Source organism: uncultured Lactobacillus sp., assembly GCF_902491705.1.
GTDB lineage: Bacteria > Bacillota > Bacilli > Lactobacillales > Lactobacillaceae > Lactobacillus.
On the sequence record NZ_CABUIW010000009.1, the window covers coordinates 25042 to 40268 of the forward strand.

Below are 15227 nucleotides of genomic sequence, written 5' to 3' on the forward strand. Positions count from 1 at the left end.
AGAGAATAATACTAATGAAAATCTTAAGTGTTTCTACAGCTACTAATCATTTGAGCGTAGCTTTAAACGAGGATCAACAAGTAATTGTTGAAAAAAATGAACGAGACGAACGTAATCATAGCGAACATCTCGATCCATTAATTGATGAAATTTTAAAAGAAAACAAATTAACTTTAAAAGATATTGATCGCTTTGCGGTTGCAATCGGACCTGGTTCTTATACTGGATTAAGAATTGGAATTACGACAGTTAAGATGTTTGCCAGCATTTTAAATAAAGAAGTTGTTGGTATTTCTACTTTACAAGCTTTAGCTAAAGGCGTTGATGAAAAGGCTCTTGTAATTGCTGGGCTTGATGCTAGAAATGATAATTACTTTGCTGGCGGCTACATAAGTGGCGATATTCCAGAGAATGTTATTCCAGATGGCCACTACAATATCGATGCTTTAATTAAGGCAATCAAAGAATATGTTGCTGAAAACGACGTAAAGAAGATAGTATTTGTAGGTTCTGGCCTTGATAAGCAAGATGAAAAGATAAAGTCATTGAATATTCCTTATGAATACGGCAATGACGACCAAAATGTAATTCATGCCGGCTTAATTGGACAATTAGCTGTTTCAGCAACTCCAATTGATCCAGATAAATTGTTACCACGCTACTTACGCAGAACACAAGCAGAAGTAGACTGGCATAAGAAAACAGGTAAACCATTCGAACCTGATAGTCATTATGTTGAAGAAGTTTAATCAATTTTTCCATCCACAAGTTAATCGAATTGATATGAGTTTTACGCCATTTATGGCGAATGTGAATGGTAATGTTTTGCAAATAATGCAAGCAACAGATGATAATATTCCTGATTTATTGGTCTTGGAAGAACAAGTATATTCAGGTCGAACACCATGGAATAAGTTCTCTTTTGAAACAGAATTAAGAAAAAGACGCAATTCCTTATATTTGGTTGTTTATCATGCATCCACTTTAGTTGCTTTTATTGGGGCACGTTTTAGTCCTGAAGAAACTCATATTACCAATATTGCAGTTGCACCAAGTTACCAGCATCAACACATTGGACGCTATTTAATGCAGATGATGATTGATCGTGCTCGAGAAAATGATAGTGATCGTGTAACTTTAGAAGTTAAAACTGATAATGAGATTGCTCAAAGATTGTATCAATCATTGGGTTTTGAAGGAAACTTTATTCGGAAAGATTATTATCAAGATACACATACTGATGCAATGAATATGGTGTTATGGCTGAAGCCACACCAGATTAAAAGAAAGAAGTTTACGTTTTGAGTGAAAAGAAAGATATTCGGATTTTAGCTTACGAAAGTTCATGTGATGAAACTTCCACTGCTGTTATCAAAAATGGACGTGATATTGAAAGTTTAATTGTCGCAACTCAAATTAAAAGTCACCAACGTTTTGGTGGGGTAGTACCAGAAGTTGCCAGTCGTCATCATATTGAAGTAGTTAGTCAAATTACTAAGGAAGCTTTAAATGAAGCAAATTGTACTTGGAAAGATATTGATGCAATTGCTGTAACTTATGGTCCTGGACTTGTTGGTGCACTTTTAATTGGTGTTAGTGCAGCTAAGGCAGCTTCAATGGCTACTGGTATTCCTTTGATCGGTGTTGACCACATTATGGGTCACATTATGGCCGCACAATTGAAGGATGAGATTGAATATCCAGCTCTTGCTTTGCAAGTATCTGGTGGTCACACTGAAATTGTTTTATTAAAAGATCCAGTTCACTTTGAAATTATCGGTGATACTCGTGACGATGCTGCAGGTGAAGCCTACGACAAGATCGGTCGTGTACTTGGCGTAAATTACCCAGCTGGTAAGACTATTGACTCATGGGCTCATCAAGGTAAAGATACCTTTAACTTCCCACGTGCAATGATGGAAGACGATGATTATGACTTCTCATTCTCAGGTCTTAAGTCTGCCTTTATTAATACTTGCCACCATGCAGACCAAATTCATGAAAAGTTGAACAAGTACGACTTAGCTGCTAGTTTCCAAGCTGCAGTTATTGATGTGCTTGCTCATAAGACTATTCGTGCAATTAAGCAATACAAGCCTAAGACCTTTATCATGGGTGGTGGGGTTGCCGCAAACCACGGCTTGCGTGACCGCATGAGTGCAGAAATTGCTAAGTTACCTAAGGACAAACAACCAAAGGTAATTTTACCTGACATTAAGCTTTGTGGTGATAATGCCGCAATGATTGGTGCTGCCGCATATAACCTTTACAATGATGGTCAATTTGCGGACTTAACTTTGAATGCTGATCCATCATTGGAATTACCATATGCTAACAGTATGTTGAACTAAAAAATAAGCATAAGAAAACAGTCTTGATTAGTTTCAAGACTGTTTTTTGTTTATTCAAATTCTTTGCGAATGGTGTCGCCATTTTCATCAAGCTTAGGAGCATCTTTTTGCAATCCATATGAATTCCAATTGCCGTATTTCATTGGTGAGCCTAAAACTTCATTACCATCTGGTAAGGTCTTGACCATTCCGCGATCAATAATTTGATCAAGGCGGCGAGTCTTATCGACGTTAAGTACAAGTCCTGCAGGAACACCTGCTTCGTGTAAAATTTTATCCCATTCTGCTGCAGTCTTAGTTTCAAGGACAGATTGCATAGCATCTTTAACTTTTTGCCAATTCTTTTCTCTTAAGTCGTTAGTCTTAAACTCTGCTTGTTCAATCCATTCTGGATGACCCAATGCATTAGATAATAGACTCCATAAGTGATCGTTGCCACAGCAAATTGCAATTGGAGCGTCTTTACAATCAAAGGTATCGAATGGATACATATCTGGGTGACGATTACCGATACGGTGTGGCACTTCATGTGGCCCTAAGGCAAGCATTAAGTCCTGCACCATCAGTGAGAATGTAGAATCTAGCATAGAAACATCAACTGTAGTCCCTTTGCCAGTGCGTTCACGTGCAACTAAAGCAGTCATAATTGCGCTGTAGCCCATGATTCCGGCAACAACATCGGAAACGGAAGTGCCGACTCTAGTTGGTTTACCTTTAGGAGTACCAGTAGCATCCATTAATCCTGAAACGGCTTGGATAATGGTGTCGTAAGCAGCTTGTTTTGACCAAGGACCATATTGACCAAAGCCTGAGATAGAAGCAAAGATTAACTTTGGATATTTCTTAACCATTTCTTCTGGATCAAAGCCTAATCTGCTCATTACGCCAGGACGGAAGTTTTCGACAACAACATCTGCTTTAGCAATCATTTTTTCAGCTAAAGCATGATCTTTAGGATCCTTTAAATCTAAAGCAATTGACTCCTTGCCAGCATTGCAAATTCTGAAATATTCGCTAGAACCATCCGCAATGTATGGACCCATGTGACGAGTGTCATCACCAGTTTTTCTTTCAATATGAATTACTCGTGCTCCTGCATCGGCCAGCATTCTAGTGCAGGTAGGACCAGACAATACATGAGTAAAATCAACTACTAAAAGATCACTTAAAGGGTAAGGTTTATTTTTATCAAGGTGAGGGTTGTTTTCTTCTAATTCACTGTAATTTGGTTCAGTCATAAAAGTTACACTTTCTATGAAAATAAAAGCTGCCTTTCAGCAGCTTTTTGTTTATTCAAATTTTTCAAGTTCAGTCATGGCTTTTTCCCAATCTTCATTGGCTTGATCAGTCTTATTTTGAACTTCGGTTAATTGTTCTTGAAGAGGTCCTAGCTTATCAAAGTTAGTGGCAATTTCAGGATTAGCCATTTCATTTTGAATTTCAGTTGCTTGTTTTTCTAATTCTTCAATTTGTTTTTCAGTTTGATCAACTGCTCGTTGCAATTTTCTCTTTTGTGAATCACGCTGCTTTTGTTCTTGGTAAGAAAGCTTTTGCTCGCTAACTTGCTTAACAACTGGTGCATCACTTTCTGCGTTTGCGGCAGCTGCAGCTTGCTTAGCTTTTTCATCAAGATAGTATGAGTAGTTACCGTTATAAACTTTAGCGTGACCATCGCGGAAGACCACAATCTTGTTAGCTAATTTGTTAATGAAGTAACGGTCGTGAGATACGAAGAGCAAAGTACCATCGTAGTCTTGCAAAGCTTGTTCCAAAACTTCCTTAGCATCGATGTCCAAGTGGTTGGTAGGTTCGTCCATTAATAAGAAGTTATCGTGTTCAAGTGATAGAACTGTTAAAGTTAAACGAGCTTTTTGACCACCGGATAGTTGACCAACTGTCTTATCGATGTCTTTAGCAGTGAATAAGAAACTAGCTAAAATTGAACGAACATCTCGCTCAGGCATTGTCTTGTGACGATCCCAAACGGTATCAAGTACGGTCTTTGATGGGTCAAGACCTTGAAGCTCTTGGTCATAGTAGCCGATATCAAGGGATGCACCATACTTAATTGAGCCTTTCTTAGGAGTCAATTGCTTCATAATTGTCTTAAGAAGAGTTGATTTACCAATTCCGTTTGGTCCAATTACGGCAACACGATCGCCTTTATTAATTTGGAAAGAAATGTCCGAAATCATTGTCTTATCAGGATAACCAACAGATAAATCATTAAAAATCAAGACTTCCTTACCGGAAGGTCGTTCACTACTAAAGTGAATCTTTACTTTGCTCTTAGACTTTGGTGGTTTAATCCGTTCAATCTTGTCTAATTTCTTTTGACGACTTTGTGCTCGTTTAGTTGTAGAAGCACGAACCATGTTCTTTTGGATAAATTCTTCGTCTTTTTTGATTTCTTCTTGTTGCTTTTCATAAGCAGCTTGTTGAGTTTCATCACGAAGTTTGCGCTCAGCTACATATTGAGAGTAGTTGCCAGTAAAGGCAGTCAATGTTCCAAATTGTAATTCGAAAATTTGAGTTGCCAAGTGATCCAAGAAGTACTGGTCGTGGGATACAACTAAGATTGCGCCGCTGTAGTTTTTAAGAAAACTTTCCAGCCAATCAAGCGTATCTAAGTCCAAGTAGTTAGTAGGTTCGTCAAGTAAAAGCAATGCAGGCTTTCTTAAAAGTAATTTAACGAAAGCTAATCTAGTTTTTTCACCACCGGATAAACTGCCAATGCGCTTTTGCCAAGTGTCTTCAGGAAACTTAAATCCATTCAGAATACTCTTAATATCTGATTGGTAAGTGTAGCCACCTTTTTGCTCAAAATTAAATTGCTTTTGATCATATTGCTTTAACAATTCTTGATCTTCGGGATGTTCAGCAATTTTTTCTTGCAGCTTTACCAAATTTTTGCTTTCTTGAATTAATGGAGCAAAAACTGATTCCATTTCATCCCAGATTGTCTTGTCTTCATTTAAAGCATTTTCCTGAGCGATGTAGCCTACATCAATACCTTTATTAACGGTAAAGTCTCCATGAGTAGGTTCTTGTTCACCTGTCATAATTTTTAATAGGGTAGTTTTACCAACCCCATTAGGGCCAACTAAGCCGATTCTTGCATTTGAATCGATTGAAAAAGTAACGTTTTTGAATAACGTGTTGGCACCAAATTGTTGTTCTAAATCGTGTCCTTGTGCAATAATCATAATTTTTCACCTAACAATTATTTTACCATATGCCGCAACCGCAATAGTACTCGTTTTCTTATATTAAATATGTGAAAAAGTGTATCTTTGTGAAAAAGATACTTGCGTAAATGGTGTATTAACAGTTATGATAGTAGTGCTTGATTGTACATTCACAAACATAAAGTAGGTTTGGAGGGCTTCAAATGGAAAAAATAAAGATTCCAAAGGCAACAGCCAAAAGATTGCCATTATATTATCGTTATTTGCTTATTTTAAATGAAGAAGGCAAAGACAAGGTTTCATCAACTGAATTGTCAGAAGCTGTTCAAGTTGATAGTGCATCAATTAGAAGAGACTTTTCTTATTTTGGTGCATTAGGTAAGCGTGGATATGGTTATGACGTTAAGAACTTGCTTACATTCTTTAAAAAGATTTTGAATCAAGATACTTTAACTAACGTTGCTTTAATTGGTGTAGGTAATTTAGGACGTGCCTTATTAAATTACAACTTTAAACGTAGTAACAATATCAGAATTTCATGTGCTTTTGATATTAATAAAGAAATTACTGGTCGTATTTTAAGCGGCGTTCCCGTTTATGATATGGATGATTTAAAACAACAATTGAGTGACCAACAAATCACCATTGCAATTTTAACTGTGCCTTCAACTGCAGCTCAAAAAACAACTGATGAAATGGTAGATGCAGGAGTAAAGGGAATCATGAACTTTACGCCAATTAGATTGTCCGCTCCAGCTGATGTTCGTGTACAAAACGTAGATTTAGCAACTGAATTGCAAACTTTGATTTACTTCTTAGATAGTGATAAAGAAAATTAATTAGTAACTAAAAAAGCCGAGATATCTCGGCTTTTTTATTATGCAGTTGTTTCACTTTTAATAAGTTTTACGGGCAACTTGTAGTTCTTTTGTTTTAACTTTTCATCAGGATGCGCAATTCTTCTTAACAATAAATCGACTAACAGTGTCGCAATATCATGAATTGGCTGAGCGATAGTAGTTAATTCTGAATGATAAGTTTGAATTTGGCGAGTGCCATCGAATCCGATTACCTTTAATTCTTCAGGAACTTTGATGTTTAACTTCTTAGCTTCTTGTAAAACTAAGATAGCAGTTAAATCATCAGTGCAAACTACACCATCAGGTTGATCATCTACCAACATATTGTGAATCTGCATATTTTTAATATTAGAAGAATCAGAAAAGGCAACAGAACGAATATGTGGTGTTAAGTTATGTTCTTTTGCTTCATCAAGATAAGCATCCAATCGTTCATCAGTTGGGTTGCCTTTTTTGTGTTCATTACCCAAAAAGTAAATCTTTTTACAGCCAGCTTGAATTAGATCACGCATAGCTAACTTAATGCCTTGATAGTTATCGCAACTAACAATAGGGACATTGTCAGATAACTTACGGTCAAAAGAAACAATGGGCAAACCTAATTGTTTGTATTCTTGAATTCCTAAATTATGTGCGCCGGCGATGATCCCATCAACTTGATTGGCTTGGAGCATGCGTAAATATTCATGCTCTTTTTCTTTGTCACGGCCAGCATTGCACATAATGACCTTGTAGCCTTTTTTGAATAATTCTTCTTCAATATCTTGCACTAATTCCGCAAAAAATGGATTAGTAATACCTGGGAAAATTAAGCCGACTAGATTCATTCTTTTGCCTTGAAGAGAACGGGCAAGAGAATTAGGTTGATAATTCAATTTTCGCATTGCTGCAAAAACTTTGTCTTTTGTTTTTTGGCTTAAGTACCCATGATTATTAATTACGCGTGAAACCGTAGTAACGGAACAACCGGCTTCTTTGGCAACATCGCTTAATTTAGCTGCCATCTATATCACCTTATTTAAAGAATAGTTTTCATTTGCCATAATTTACCATTATAGTTGGTATCTTGTGCAAAAGCGAATTTAGTATTGGCTTGATCTGCAAAGTAACGACCAGTTATAACTTCTTCACCATCGTTAACGAAGATTTCAATTAATGAATGATCAATAAAGATGTTTAACTTTAAGTCGCTGTTAGCATCAAAGCTAGCTTGTCTAGTTTCGCCGTAATTAACTGAAACTTTTTGTCCAGCGTTAGAACGATCAAGAATTACTGTGCCGTTTTCAGTATCAAAATCAAGCTTAAGACCTTGAGTTAAATCGCTGTTGGCAGCAAGGTAAAGACTGCCTTTTTGACCAGCTTTAATAGTGAGTTCTGCTTCATATTGTTGTCCTGCATCTACTTGATCTGAAATTTCTTGTTCATTGAAGCGCAACTCTTGCATAGCAGGTACTGGCTTTTGTACTAATTTACCATTTTTAATAGATAATTCCTTAACTTGGCTGAGGCAGTTTGCCCAGTTTTCATTATCTGTTGGGTAAGTAGTGTCAGGAAGACCAACCCAGCTGATTTCATAAGCATGACCGTTAGGAGCGTTGAAAGCTTGAGTAGCGTAAACGTCGAAGCCTTTATCCAAGTTTTGCAAAGGACTAGGATTGATTAACTTATGATTTTCAAAATCAATGTCGTCAGCAATGATGTACATGTTAGAGTAGATATCGTCGTAATTGGCAATCTTTTTGTCTAAGCCTTGAGGACAGAAAATTAAAGCAACTTTGCCATCTACTCTAACAATGTTAGGACATTCAATCATGTAGCCTAAATCGCCTGTGCCCATATCTAAGAAGCCAAGTTCTTCCCAGTTCTTAAGGTCTTGTGATTTCCATACATCGATGTGTCCGTGCTTATTTTCCTTATCTTGTGCTCCCAAAATTGCGTAGTAAGTACCATTTTCCTTTAAAATTTGGGGGTCACGGAAGTGTTCAGTAATGTTGTCTGGGTTCTTAAATAGGATGGTTTTATCAGTAACCTTGCCATTTTTATCCATCCAAGCACCGATTTGGTAAGGAGTACGAACCCAATTTTCATCGCGGTGGTTACCTGTGTACATTAAGAATAGTTTGCCATCAATTTCACGAGCTGAGCCTGAGTATGCTCCGTGAGAATCAGCCATTGAGTCAGGTTCAACTGCTAAGCCTAAATTTTCCCAATTAACTAAATCTTTTGACTTGAAGTGAACCCAAGATTTAAGGCCGTGAACGGCACCAAATGGATATGATTGATAAAACAGGTGATAAGCACCATTAAAGTAAGAAAAACCATTTGGATCATTGATTAACCCAGAAATTGGGTGTAAATGATAGTGCAATTGGTAAGGGGAGTTAGCAGCTTGTGCTTGTAAATGAAGCAAAGTGTCAGCATCCCATTTACTATAAGGTAAGTAACGTTTTTCTCTTGTCCATTCCATAATAAAAAGCCTCCATGTAAGCGTTATCTTTACACAATATTTTAATTGATTATGGAAAATGTGTCAAACGTTTATCATATTATATTTTGTTAATTTTACTTATTAATCTATAAGCTAGAAAAATAAATGCAAAAATTTGTGTCAAACGATTGACATATTTTTTGAATACGGTATCATAGTTAGTGAAATGAGAATAAAGCGTTTACATAGGAGGAAACAAATATGGACCACAGAAAGGTGGCTGAACGAGTAATTAAAGATGTGGGCCGCGACAACATTATTGCCGGTGCTCACTGTGCTACTCGTTTGCGTTTAGTTTTAAAGGATGATTCAAAGGTTGACCAAAAGGCATTGGATAATGATCCAGATGTTAAAGGTACATTTAAGACCAATGGCCAATATCAAGTTATTATTGGACCAGGGGATGTTAATGACGTTTACGACGAATTCATTAAAATCACTGGTTTAAAGGAATTATCAACTGATGACTTAAAGAAGGTAGCAGCTGAAGGCCAAAAGAAGAATCCAGTAATGGACTTCATTAAGCTTTTGTCTGACATCTTTGTTCCAATCATTCCAGCTTTGGTTGCTGGTGGTTTGTTAATGGCTTTGAACAACTTCTTGACTTCACCAGGACTATTTGGTCCTAAGTCAGTTGTTCAAATGGCACCAAACATTGCTGGCTTATCAAGCATGATTCAAGTTATGTCAGCTGCGCCATTTATCTTTATGCCAATTCTAGTTGGTATGTCGGCGGCCAAACGATTCGGAGCTAACCAATTCCTGGGTGCAACAATTGGTATGATTATGACCACGCCAGGACTTCAAGGTGCAGGACACTTCTGGAACATCTTTGGCTTGCATGTTGCACAAACTAACTACCAATACCAAGTTATTCCAGTTTTAGTAGCTGTTTGGGTATTGTCAATTTTGGAAAAGTTCTTCCACAAGCACTTACCATCTGCAGTTGACTTCACATTTACACCACTTCTTTCAATTATGATTACTGGTTTCTTAACTTTCACTATTATCGGACCAGTCTTCAAGGGTGTATCTGATGCTATTACTAATGCCATCGTATGGCTTTACGACACAACTGGTGCCTTCGGTATGGGTGTCTTTGGTCTTACTTACTCAGCTATTGTTACTACTGGTCTTCACCAAAGCTTCCCAGCTGTTGAAACTCAACTTTTAGCAGCATTTGCTAAAAAACCAGCAAGTTCCGGTGACTTTATCTTCGTTACTGCATGTATGGCTAACGTAGCTCAAGGTGCCGCAACTTTCGCAATTTACTTCTTAACTAAGAACAAGAAGATGAAGGGTTTGGCAAGTTCATCAGGTGTTTCAGCACTTCTTGGTATTACTGAACCAGCACTTTTCGGTGTTAACTTAAAATACAAATTCCCATTCTTCTGTGCTTTAATCGGTTCCGGTGTTGCAGCTGCCTTTGCAGGTCTTATGCACGTAACTGCTGCCGCACTTGGTTCAGCTGGTTTCTTAGGATTCCTTTCAATTTATCCAAAGACTATTCCAATGTGGGTAGTATCTGTAGCAATCAGTTTTGCAGTTGCATTCATCCTTACTTATGTTTACGGTAAGGGTCACTTAAAGGAAGAAGTTGCTGATCAAGATGTACCAGTAAACGATGCAACTAGCCAAGCTGAAGAAAATCAAAAAGCAGAAAAAGTTTCGAAAGAACAATTAGCATTAAAGGATGAAGTTATTGCTTCACCAGTTGACGGTACTCCAGAAAGCTTAACTAAGGTTAACGATCAAGTATTCTCAGCTAAGTTGATGGGTGATGGTGCCGCAGTTATCCCAAGTGATGGTACAATTTATGCTCCAGTAACTGGTACTGTTACTATTGCTTACGAAACTAAGCACGCATATGGTATTAAGTCAGATGATGGTGCAGAAGTATTGATCCACATTGGTCTTGATACTGTAAACCTTAAGGGTGAACACTTCGAAAGCTTTGTAAAGCAAGGCCAACGTGTTCAAAAAGGTGACAAACTTGGCAGCGTTGACTTAGATGCTGTTAAGAAGGCAGGCTATGACACTACTGTAATGGTTGTCATTACTAACACTGCTAACTATGCAAATGTTTCAAGAATTACTGATGCAGGCGACAAGCACGGCGATAAGTTGATTGCTGTTACTGCACACGAATAATAAATGAATCCCTCTATGATCAAAATCAAAACAATTGAGCAATAAAGAAAGCTGCTTAAGAAATAATCTTAAGCAGCTTTTTGTTTTGGATTAATTGGTTAAATTGTCTAAGTCTACAAAATATGGAAGATAATTTGAGACTTTAGTTTTGGTATTTTTAACGTTAGAAGCGTCAATGAATGTGTGAGTACCTTTGATTTGGTATTTGTATTGTGGGCCCCAAGTTCTAGCATTAACAGTCACAGTTGTACCGCTAGGGATGCTTTGTCCCACAATCATATCTCCTAATTTAACGTTGAGCGTCTTTCCATCTACGATGACGCGGTTCGTAACAGCACCGTTGATTACAGTAGTACCAGGTAGCCATTTTCCTGCTTTTTCATCATCAGTAGTATTTACGACATAAACTGGTACTTTTTGTTTACTAGGAGCAGTTACTGTGACTTTTTCACCGTTAGAACAATTTTGCAAACCGTTAATTGCCGCAACGTTTCTAACATTGATGTATTTGCCTTTGCCTAAAGAATAATAGTAGCTATTCTTGATCTTTTTGTAAGGCAGATAATATTTTGTAACGTCTTTATAATTTTGGCCTTGTTGTAAAACAAAATACTTTTTATCTTGGCTAGTCTTCTTTAAGTTACCTGAAAAATGTACAGGGTACTTGTAAGACAATTTGCTTATCTTTTTTCCGCTGGCGTTGTAAACATAGCTGTTGTTCAATAAGCGAAAAGTGTTTTTGCCATCTACTTTGCCAATCGAGTTTAATGGAATGTATCTTCCTTTGCCAATGTAGTAGCAAGCATATTTTTGACCTTTAATGAGTTTAGGAGAACCGTAATACTTTAAAACGGTATTGGTTTTGATTAAATTCTTTTTTCCGCCTAGATATTTACCATTCTTGTTATAAGCGAGGTATTCACTAGTTGAGTTGTTGTATCTAACTGTTTGAATTGTTTTGGAAGCAGCTTGCACAGGATGACAGATGGCTAGAGAACCGATTGTTATTATTGCAGCAGAGAAAAGTACTGCTAATCTATTTTTCTTCATGATAATCACCTTTCAATAATTTTTGTATCATCATTATTACCCCCCCGAAAGATAAGTCAACGATATTAATAGGGCTACTAACATAGTAAAATAATAGTAAGTTGATTTCTGTAATAGCTAACAAGAAAAGGGACCAAGTATGAATGTAAAAAGAAACAGAACATGGCTGTTATTGGTGATAAGTCTTATTCTAAGTATAATTTTCATCTTTTGGGGCGGCGTGAAGAACGTTGCTAAAATATATGGCATTGTTTTACTTGTTTCTGCCATTTTACCGATTGTACCAGCGATTTTGTTGACTGCTAAAGTGAGATTGCCACGTATTTTTACTAGTGGTTGGACGTTCATACTTTATCTATTTTGGATCATTGGATTATGCATTAGTTATTTGATTCGAAGCTGGTTCGGGATTGTCTTTACGCTTTGCTTGTTTATTATTTTCCTTATTTTGGGAATGGTATATGCCTTGATTAAAACTTTGCGCAGTCGAAAAGGTGGTAAATATTATTATACTGACGAAGAAGATAACAAAACCTATGAATATGATAGTTTTGGTCAAGCGTATAGAAAGTATTTAGTAGATGCAATTGAATATGGATTGATAGATGTGATTTTGGAAGCTGCGACTTCCTGGTGGTATTAAAATGGCTCTGCCTAATTGGTAGAGCTATTTTTTGTTAAAAATATTTTACCAAGATTTCGTTATCGAGAATTAGTGGCTTTCTTGGAATGATGTTAGCATACTAAGTTTGGTAATAACTGAGTGATTAGGTAATGAAAAATGACAATTGGTGAAGCTTTAAGAGAAGAACGTATAGTGTTAGGGCTAACACAAAAACAAATGGCCGGGGATGTAATCTCAGTAGCTGAATATTCTAAGATTGAGAATTCCGTTCACAAGATCGATGCTGATACCTTATTAAAAATACTTAATTTGCATCAAATAGATATTTCAAAATTTTATAGATTAATTGCATCAAATTATGCCCAAAAAGAGAGATTACATGATGTAAAATTTTTGACCCTAGACTTAGAGAAGGCGTTCTATAATTCTGATATTGATCGAGTTAAGCAAATAATTGATATTTTTAATACACTGCCAGATATTTCTGTAGAATTAAAATTGCGTGCGCAGTTAATTTTGGCAGTGCTAAAAAAAGACTACAGTACAATAACCGATGACATGAGGAAGCAGATTTTTAAAAGAATGTTTAACCAAGAAAATTGGACAGAAAATCAGAATTCTCTTAGGTTGTTTGGTAACTCGATGTTTTTATGGGATTATAGCAATGTTTCTGTGATGATGAAATATGTGCTAGATAAGTATGAAAATATTCGTAATTATCCTAGTGATATTGAAGAAAGGATAGCCCAGATTTGTACTAATTATTTGTATAACGGAATTAAGCATCATAAGACTGATTGCACGGATCGAGCAATTAATGTTCTAAAGAATTTAGATGATATTCCTCATTTAATGCTGTATAAGGTATTAGGACTATATTTTAAAAACTATTATGAAGGAAATACTAAGGAATTAAAGAATATAAGAAATATGCTTAAAAATAGTGGCTGTGCTGGATTTATTAATAGATTTCCAAAATAAATATCGAATACGAAAATTGTTGGTAAAGATATATGTCTTCCGTCACAATAAAGTAGAGGGAAAATCTCTCACTTCTCTGATCACATGAAAAGTCATCGCTATAGCGGTGGCTTTTCTTTTTGTAGCAATAATTGACCACATACTACATTTTTTTGACCACTTAGTTCAAAAGCCTAGCTTTTCTTTTTAAATGAAGTTTTAATTAAATTATCAACTAAGAAATGAGGTGAAAATGTTGAAGGTCAAACTAGAAATCGATCCCGAAAATCAAGATTCAGAAGTCATCATCAAGGCAAGCAAGATCACTCCCGAAATCGAGAGAATCTATCGCAGGTTGCAAGATGATTCGACTCATCCCGATCAGATTACAGGGATGCGAGACAATAAAGCATATTACCTTGATTTAAATGAAATCTTATTTTTTGAAACTGCAGATAAGCAAGTCATGGCACATACAAAGAATCACAGCTATGTTGTGAAATATAAGTTGTATGAACTAGAGAACTTGCTTGGCGGGCAATTCATGCGAGTGTCCAAGTCGACTATTCTTAATCTAGATCAGATCTATGCTTTGACGAAGTCGATTTCTAATTGCCAGATACAGTTTCACCATTCTTATAAGACCGTCTATGTTTCTAGGCGTTATTATCGCGAGTTAAAAGAAAAATTGAATGAAAGAAGGGTTTACTAATGAAGAAAGCTAAGTGGAGTCGAATTTTCTGGGGTGTTGGTTTAATTGTCGCCGCCGTATTTTTAGTCGTTGACCAATTGAATTTATTGCCATTTACGGTGGGATTTTGGTCAATCTTTTGGACAATAGTATTTGGAGCAAGTTTGATCGATTCTCTTTTTAATAAAAATCTTTATGGATCAATTTTTTCAATTGCCTTTTTGTTAATAATCTATGCCGAACCTTTACATATTGAAGCTTTAGCACCATGGACTATTTTGCTTGTGGCTCTTTTAGTTTCTGGTGGACTCAGCTTGATTTTTAAAAATAATGTAAAGCCAACGGTTGTAGTTAATGGTAAAAAGGTTGACGTTAATTGGTCAGATTTGAAAAATCCGCATCATTTTAAAGCAGACCATGTTCTATCAGACACTAGCTTTGGCGTTGATAGCGACAATGTTGTGATTAGCGAAAAGATGGCAGATGCTTCCCGCTATGTTCATTCACAAAATTTAAAGACGATCACCATTAATTCCAGCATGGGGGATGTCGATGTTTATCTTGATGATGCTAAAGCCGCTGGTGATGAAGTAATCGTTAATATCGATACTTCAATGGGCGACGTCGATATCTATGTCCCGCAAGATTGGCAAATTGAAAATAACCTCCAAAGTGGTTTTGGTGATGTTGATATCGATTATACTGATGGCACAGGTACCAAGCTGATTTTGCAAGGTAAAAACAGTATGGGTGATCTGGAAATTCATCACGTACATAAAAAAGAAAATTAGCACTCTTGATAAAAAAGTGCTAATTTTTTATTGCTTTTTGTTTCAAACATGGTAAACTAATAAATGTAAGTT

At 36.4% G+C, this 15227-nt stretch carries 14 protein-coding genes; 9 read left to right on the forward strand and 5 right to left on the reverse strand.

Translation table 11 applies throughout. The annotated features are described in order from the left end of the window. Positions 1-14: 14 nt before the first annotated feature. The 3 genes from tsaB to tsaD are packed head-to-tail and all read left to right on the forward strand — an operon-like array spanning position 15 to position 2351. On the forward strand, positions 15-749 hold the full coding sequence (tsaB, locus tag RDN22_RS03150) for a tRNA (adenosine(37)-N6)-threonylcarbamoyltransferase complex dimerization subunit type 1 TsaB (RefSeq protein ID WP_308555827.1): 735 nt from the start codon (positions 15-17) through the stop codon (positions 747-749). Further along, positions 733-1305 (forward strand): ribosomal protein S18-alanine N-acetyltransferase, encoded by a 573-nt coding sequence (rimI, locus tag RDN22_RS03155; RefSeq protein ID WP_308555828.1) that lies wholly within the window; start codon positions 733-735, stop codon positions 1303-1305. Before tsaB ends, rimI begins: the two co-directional genes overlap by 17 nt. Continuing rightward, on the forward strand, positions 1302-2351 hold the full coding sequence (tsaD, locus tag RDN22_RS03160) for a tRNA (adenosine(37)-N6)-threonylcarbamoyltransferase complex transferase subunit TsaD (RefSeq protein WP_308555830.1): 1050 nt from the start codon (positions 1302-1304) through the stop codon (positions 2349-2351). The genes rimI and tsaD overlap by 4 nt, the downstream gene beginning before the upstream one ends. 50 nt (positions 2352-2401) lie before the next feature. Here tsaD and RDN22_RS03165 read toward each other — a convergent pair whose 3' ends face one another. Further along, on the reverse strand, positions 2402-3589 hold the full coding sequence (locus RDN22_RS03165) for a CoA transferase (RefSeq protein ID WP_308555832.1): 1188 nt from the start codon (positions 3587-3589) through the stop codon (positions 2402-2404). A gap of 51 nt (positions 3590-3640) precedes the next feature. Beyond that, positions 3641-5557, reverse strand: a complete 1917-nt coding sequence (locus RDN22_RS03170) for an ABC-F family ATP-binding cassette domain-containing protein (protein WP_308555833.1) — start codon at positions 5555-5557, stop codon at positions 3641-3643. A 185-nt stretch (positions 5558-5742) separates the two neighbouring features. On the opposite strand from RDN22_RS03170, the gene RDN22_RS03175 reads away from it, so the two are divergent. After that, positions 5743-6378, forward strand: a complete 636-nt coding sequence (locus RDN22_RS03175; protein WP_308555835.1) for a redox-sensing transcriptional repressor Rex — start codon at positions 5743-5745, stop codon at positions 6376-6378. A gap of 38 nt (positions 6379-6416) precedes the next feature. On the opposite strand, the gene RDN22_RS03180 is transcribed toward RDN22_RS03175, so the two are convergent. Both RDN22_RS03180 and RDN22_RS03185 read right to left on the reverse strand, forming a co-directional pair. Further along, positions 6417-7403, reverse strand: coding sequence for a LacI family DNA-binding transcriptional regulator (locus RDN22_RS03180; RefSeq protein WP_308555836.1), 987 nt, complete (start codon positions 7401-7403; stop codon positions 6417-6419). Between the two features lie 14 nt (positions 7404-7417). Then, on the reverse strand, positions 7418-8866 hold the full coding sequence (locus tag RDN22_RS03185) for a sucrose-6-phosphate hydrolase (RefSeq protein WP_308555838.1): 1449 nt from the start codon (positions 8864-8866) through the stop codon (positions 7418-7420). Positions 8867-9088: 222 nt separating this feature from the next. Here RDN22_RS03185 and RDN22_RS03190 point away from each other — a divergent pair, with 222 nt between their 5' ends. Next, positions 9089-11038, forward strand: coding sequence for a sucrose-specific PTS transporter subunit IIBC (locus RDN22_RS03190; RefSeq protein ID WP_308555840.1), 1950 nt, complete (start codon positions 9089-9091; stop codon positions 11036-11038). A gap of 90 nt (positions 11039-11128) precedes the next feature. Here the strand turns inward: RDN22_RS03190 and RDN22_RS03195 are convergent, their stop codons facing one another. Beyond that, positions 11129-12088, reverse strand: coding sequence for an SLAP domain-containing protein (locus RDN22_RS03195; RefSeq protein ID WP_308555842.1), 960 nt, complete (start codon positions 12086-12088; stop codon positions 11129-11131). A 220-nt stretch (positions 12089-12308) separates the two neighbouring features. Here RDN22_RS03195 and RDN22_RS03200 point away from each other — a divergent pair, with 220 nt between their 5' ends. From RDN22_RS03200 to RDN22_RS03215, 4 genes are all read left to right on the forward strand, one after another. Then, positions 12309-12731 (forward strand): hypothetical protein, encoded by a 423-nt coding sequence (locus RDN22_RS03200; RefSeq protein WP_308555844.1) that lies wholly within the window; start codon positions 12309-12311, stop codon positions 12729-12731. A 138-nt stretch (positions 12732-12869) separates the two neighbouring features. Then, positions 12870-13694, forward strand: coding sequence for a helix-turn-helix domain-containing protein (locus RDN22_RS03205; RefSeq protein ID WP_308555846.1), 825 nt, complete (start codon positions 12870-12872; stop codon positions 13692-13694). A gap of 235 nt (positions 13695-13929) precedes the next feature. Then, positions 13930-14385: a LytTR family DNA-binding domain-containing protein gene (locus RDN22_RS03210; protein WP_308555867.1), complete on the forward strand. Its 456-nt coding sequence runs from the start codon at positions 13930-13932 to the stop codon at positions 14383-14385. After that, positions 14385-15155 carry a LiaF domain-containing protein gene (locus tag RDN22_RS03215; RefSeq protein ID WP_308555848.1) on the forward strand — a complete coding sequence of 257 codons (771 nt, stop codon included), beginning with the start codon at positions 14385-14387 and terminating at the stop codon, positions 15153-15155. The genes RDN22_RS03210 and RDN22_RS03215 overlap by 1 nt, the downstream gene beginning before the upstream one ends. The last annotated feature ends 72 nt before the right edge of the window (positions 15156-15227 follow it).

Bases quoted from the DNA above. Each gene is read 5' to 3' on its own strand.
- tsaB (WP_308555827.1), top strand. From the start codon at position 15: ATGAAAATCTTAAGTGTTTCTACAGCTACTAATCATTTGAGCGTAGCT.
- rimI (WP_308555828.1), top strand. From the start codon at position 733: ATGTTGAAGAAGTTTAATCAATTTTTCCATCCACAAGTTAATCGAATT.
- RDN22_RS03165 (WP_308555832.1), bottom strand. From the start codon at position 3,589: ATGACTGAACCAAATTACAGTGAATTAGAAGAAAACAACCCTCACCTT.
- RDN22_RS03170 (WP_308555833.1), bottom strand. From the start codon at position 5,557: ATGATTATTGCACAAGGACACGATTTAGAACAACAATTTGGTGCCAAC.
- RDN22_RS03175 (WP_308555835.1), top strand. From the start codon at position 5,743: ATGGAAAAAATAAAGATTCCAAAGGCAACAGCCAAAAGATTGCCATTA.
- RDN22_RS03180 (WP_308555836.1), bottom strand. From the start codon at position 7,403: ATGGCAGCTAAATTAAGCGATGTTGCCAAAGAAGCCGGTTGTTCCGTT.
- RDN22_RS03185 (WP_308555838.1), bottom strand. From the start codon at position 8,866: ATGGAATGGACAAGAGAAAAACGTTACTTACCTTATAGTAAATGGGAT.
- RDN22_RS03190 (WP_308555840.1), top strand. From the start codon at position 9,089: ATGGACCACAGAAAGGTGGCTGAACGAGTAATTAAAGATGTGGGCCGC.
- RDN22_RS03195 (WP_308555842.1), bottom strand. From the start codon at position 12,088: ATGAAGAAAAATAGATTAGCAGTACTTTTCTCTGCTGCAATAATAACA.
- RDN22_RS03205 (WP_308555846.1), top strand. From the start codon at position 12,870: ATGACAATTGGTGAAGCTTTAAGAGAAGAACGTATAGTGTTAGGGCTA.
- RDN22_RS03215 (WP_308555848.1), top strand. From the start codon at position 14,385: ATGAAGAAAGCTAAGTGGAGTCGAATTTTCTGGGGTGTTGGTTTAATT.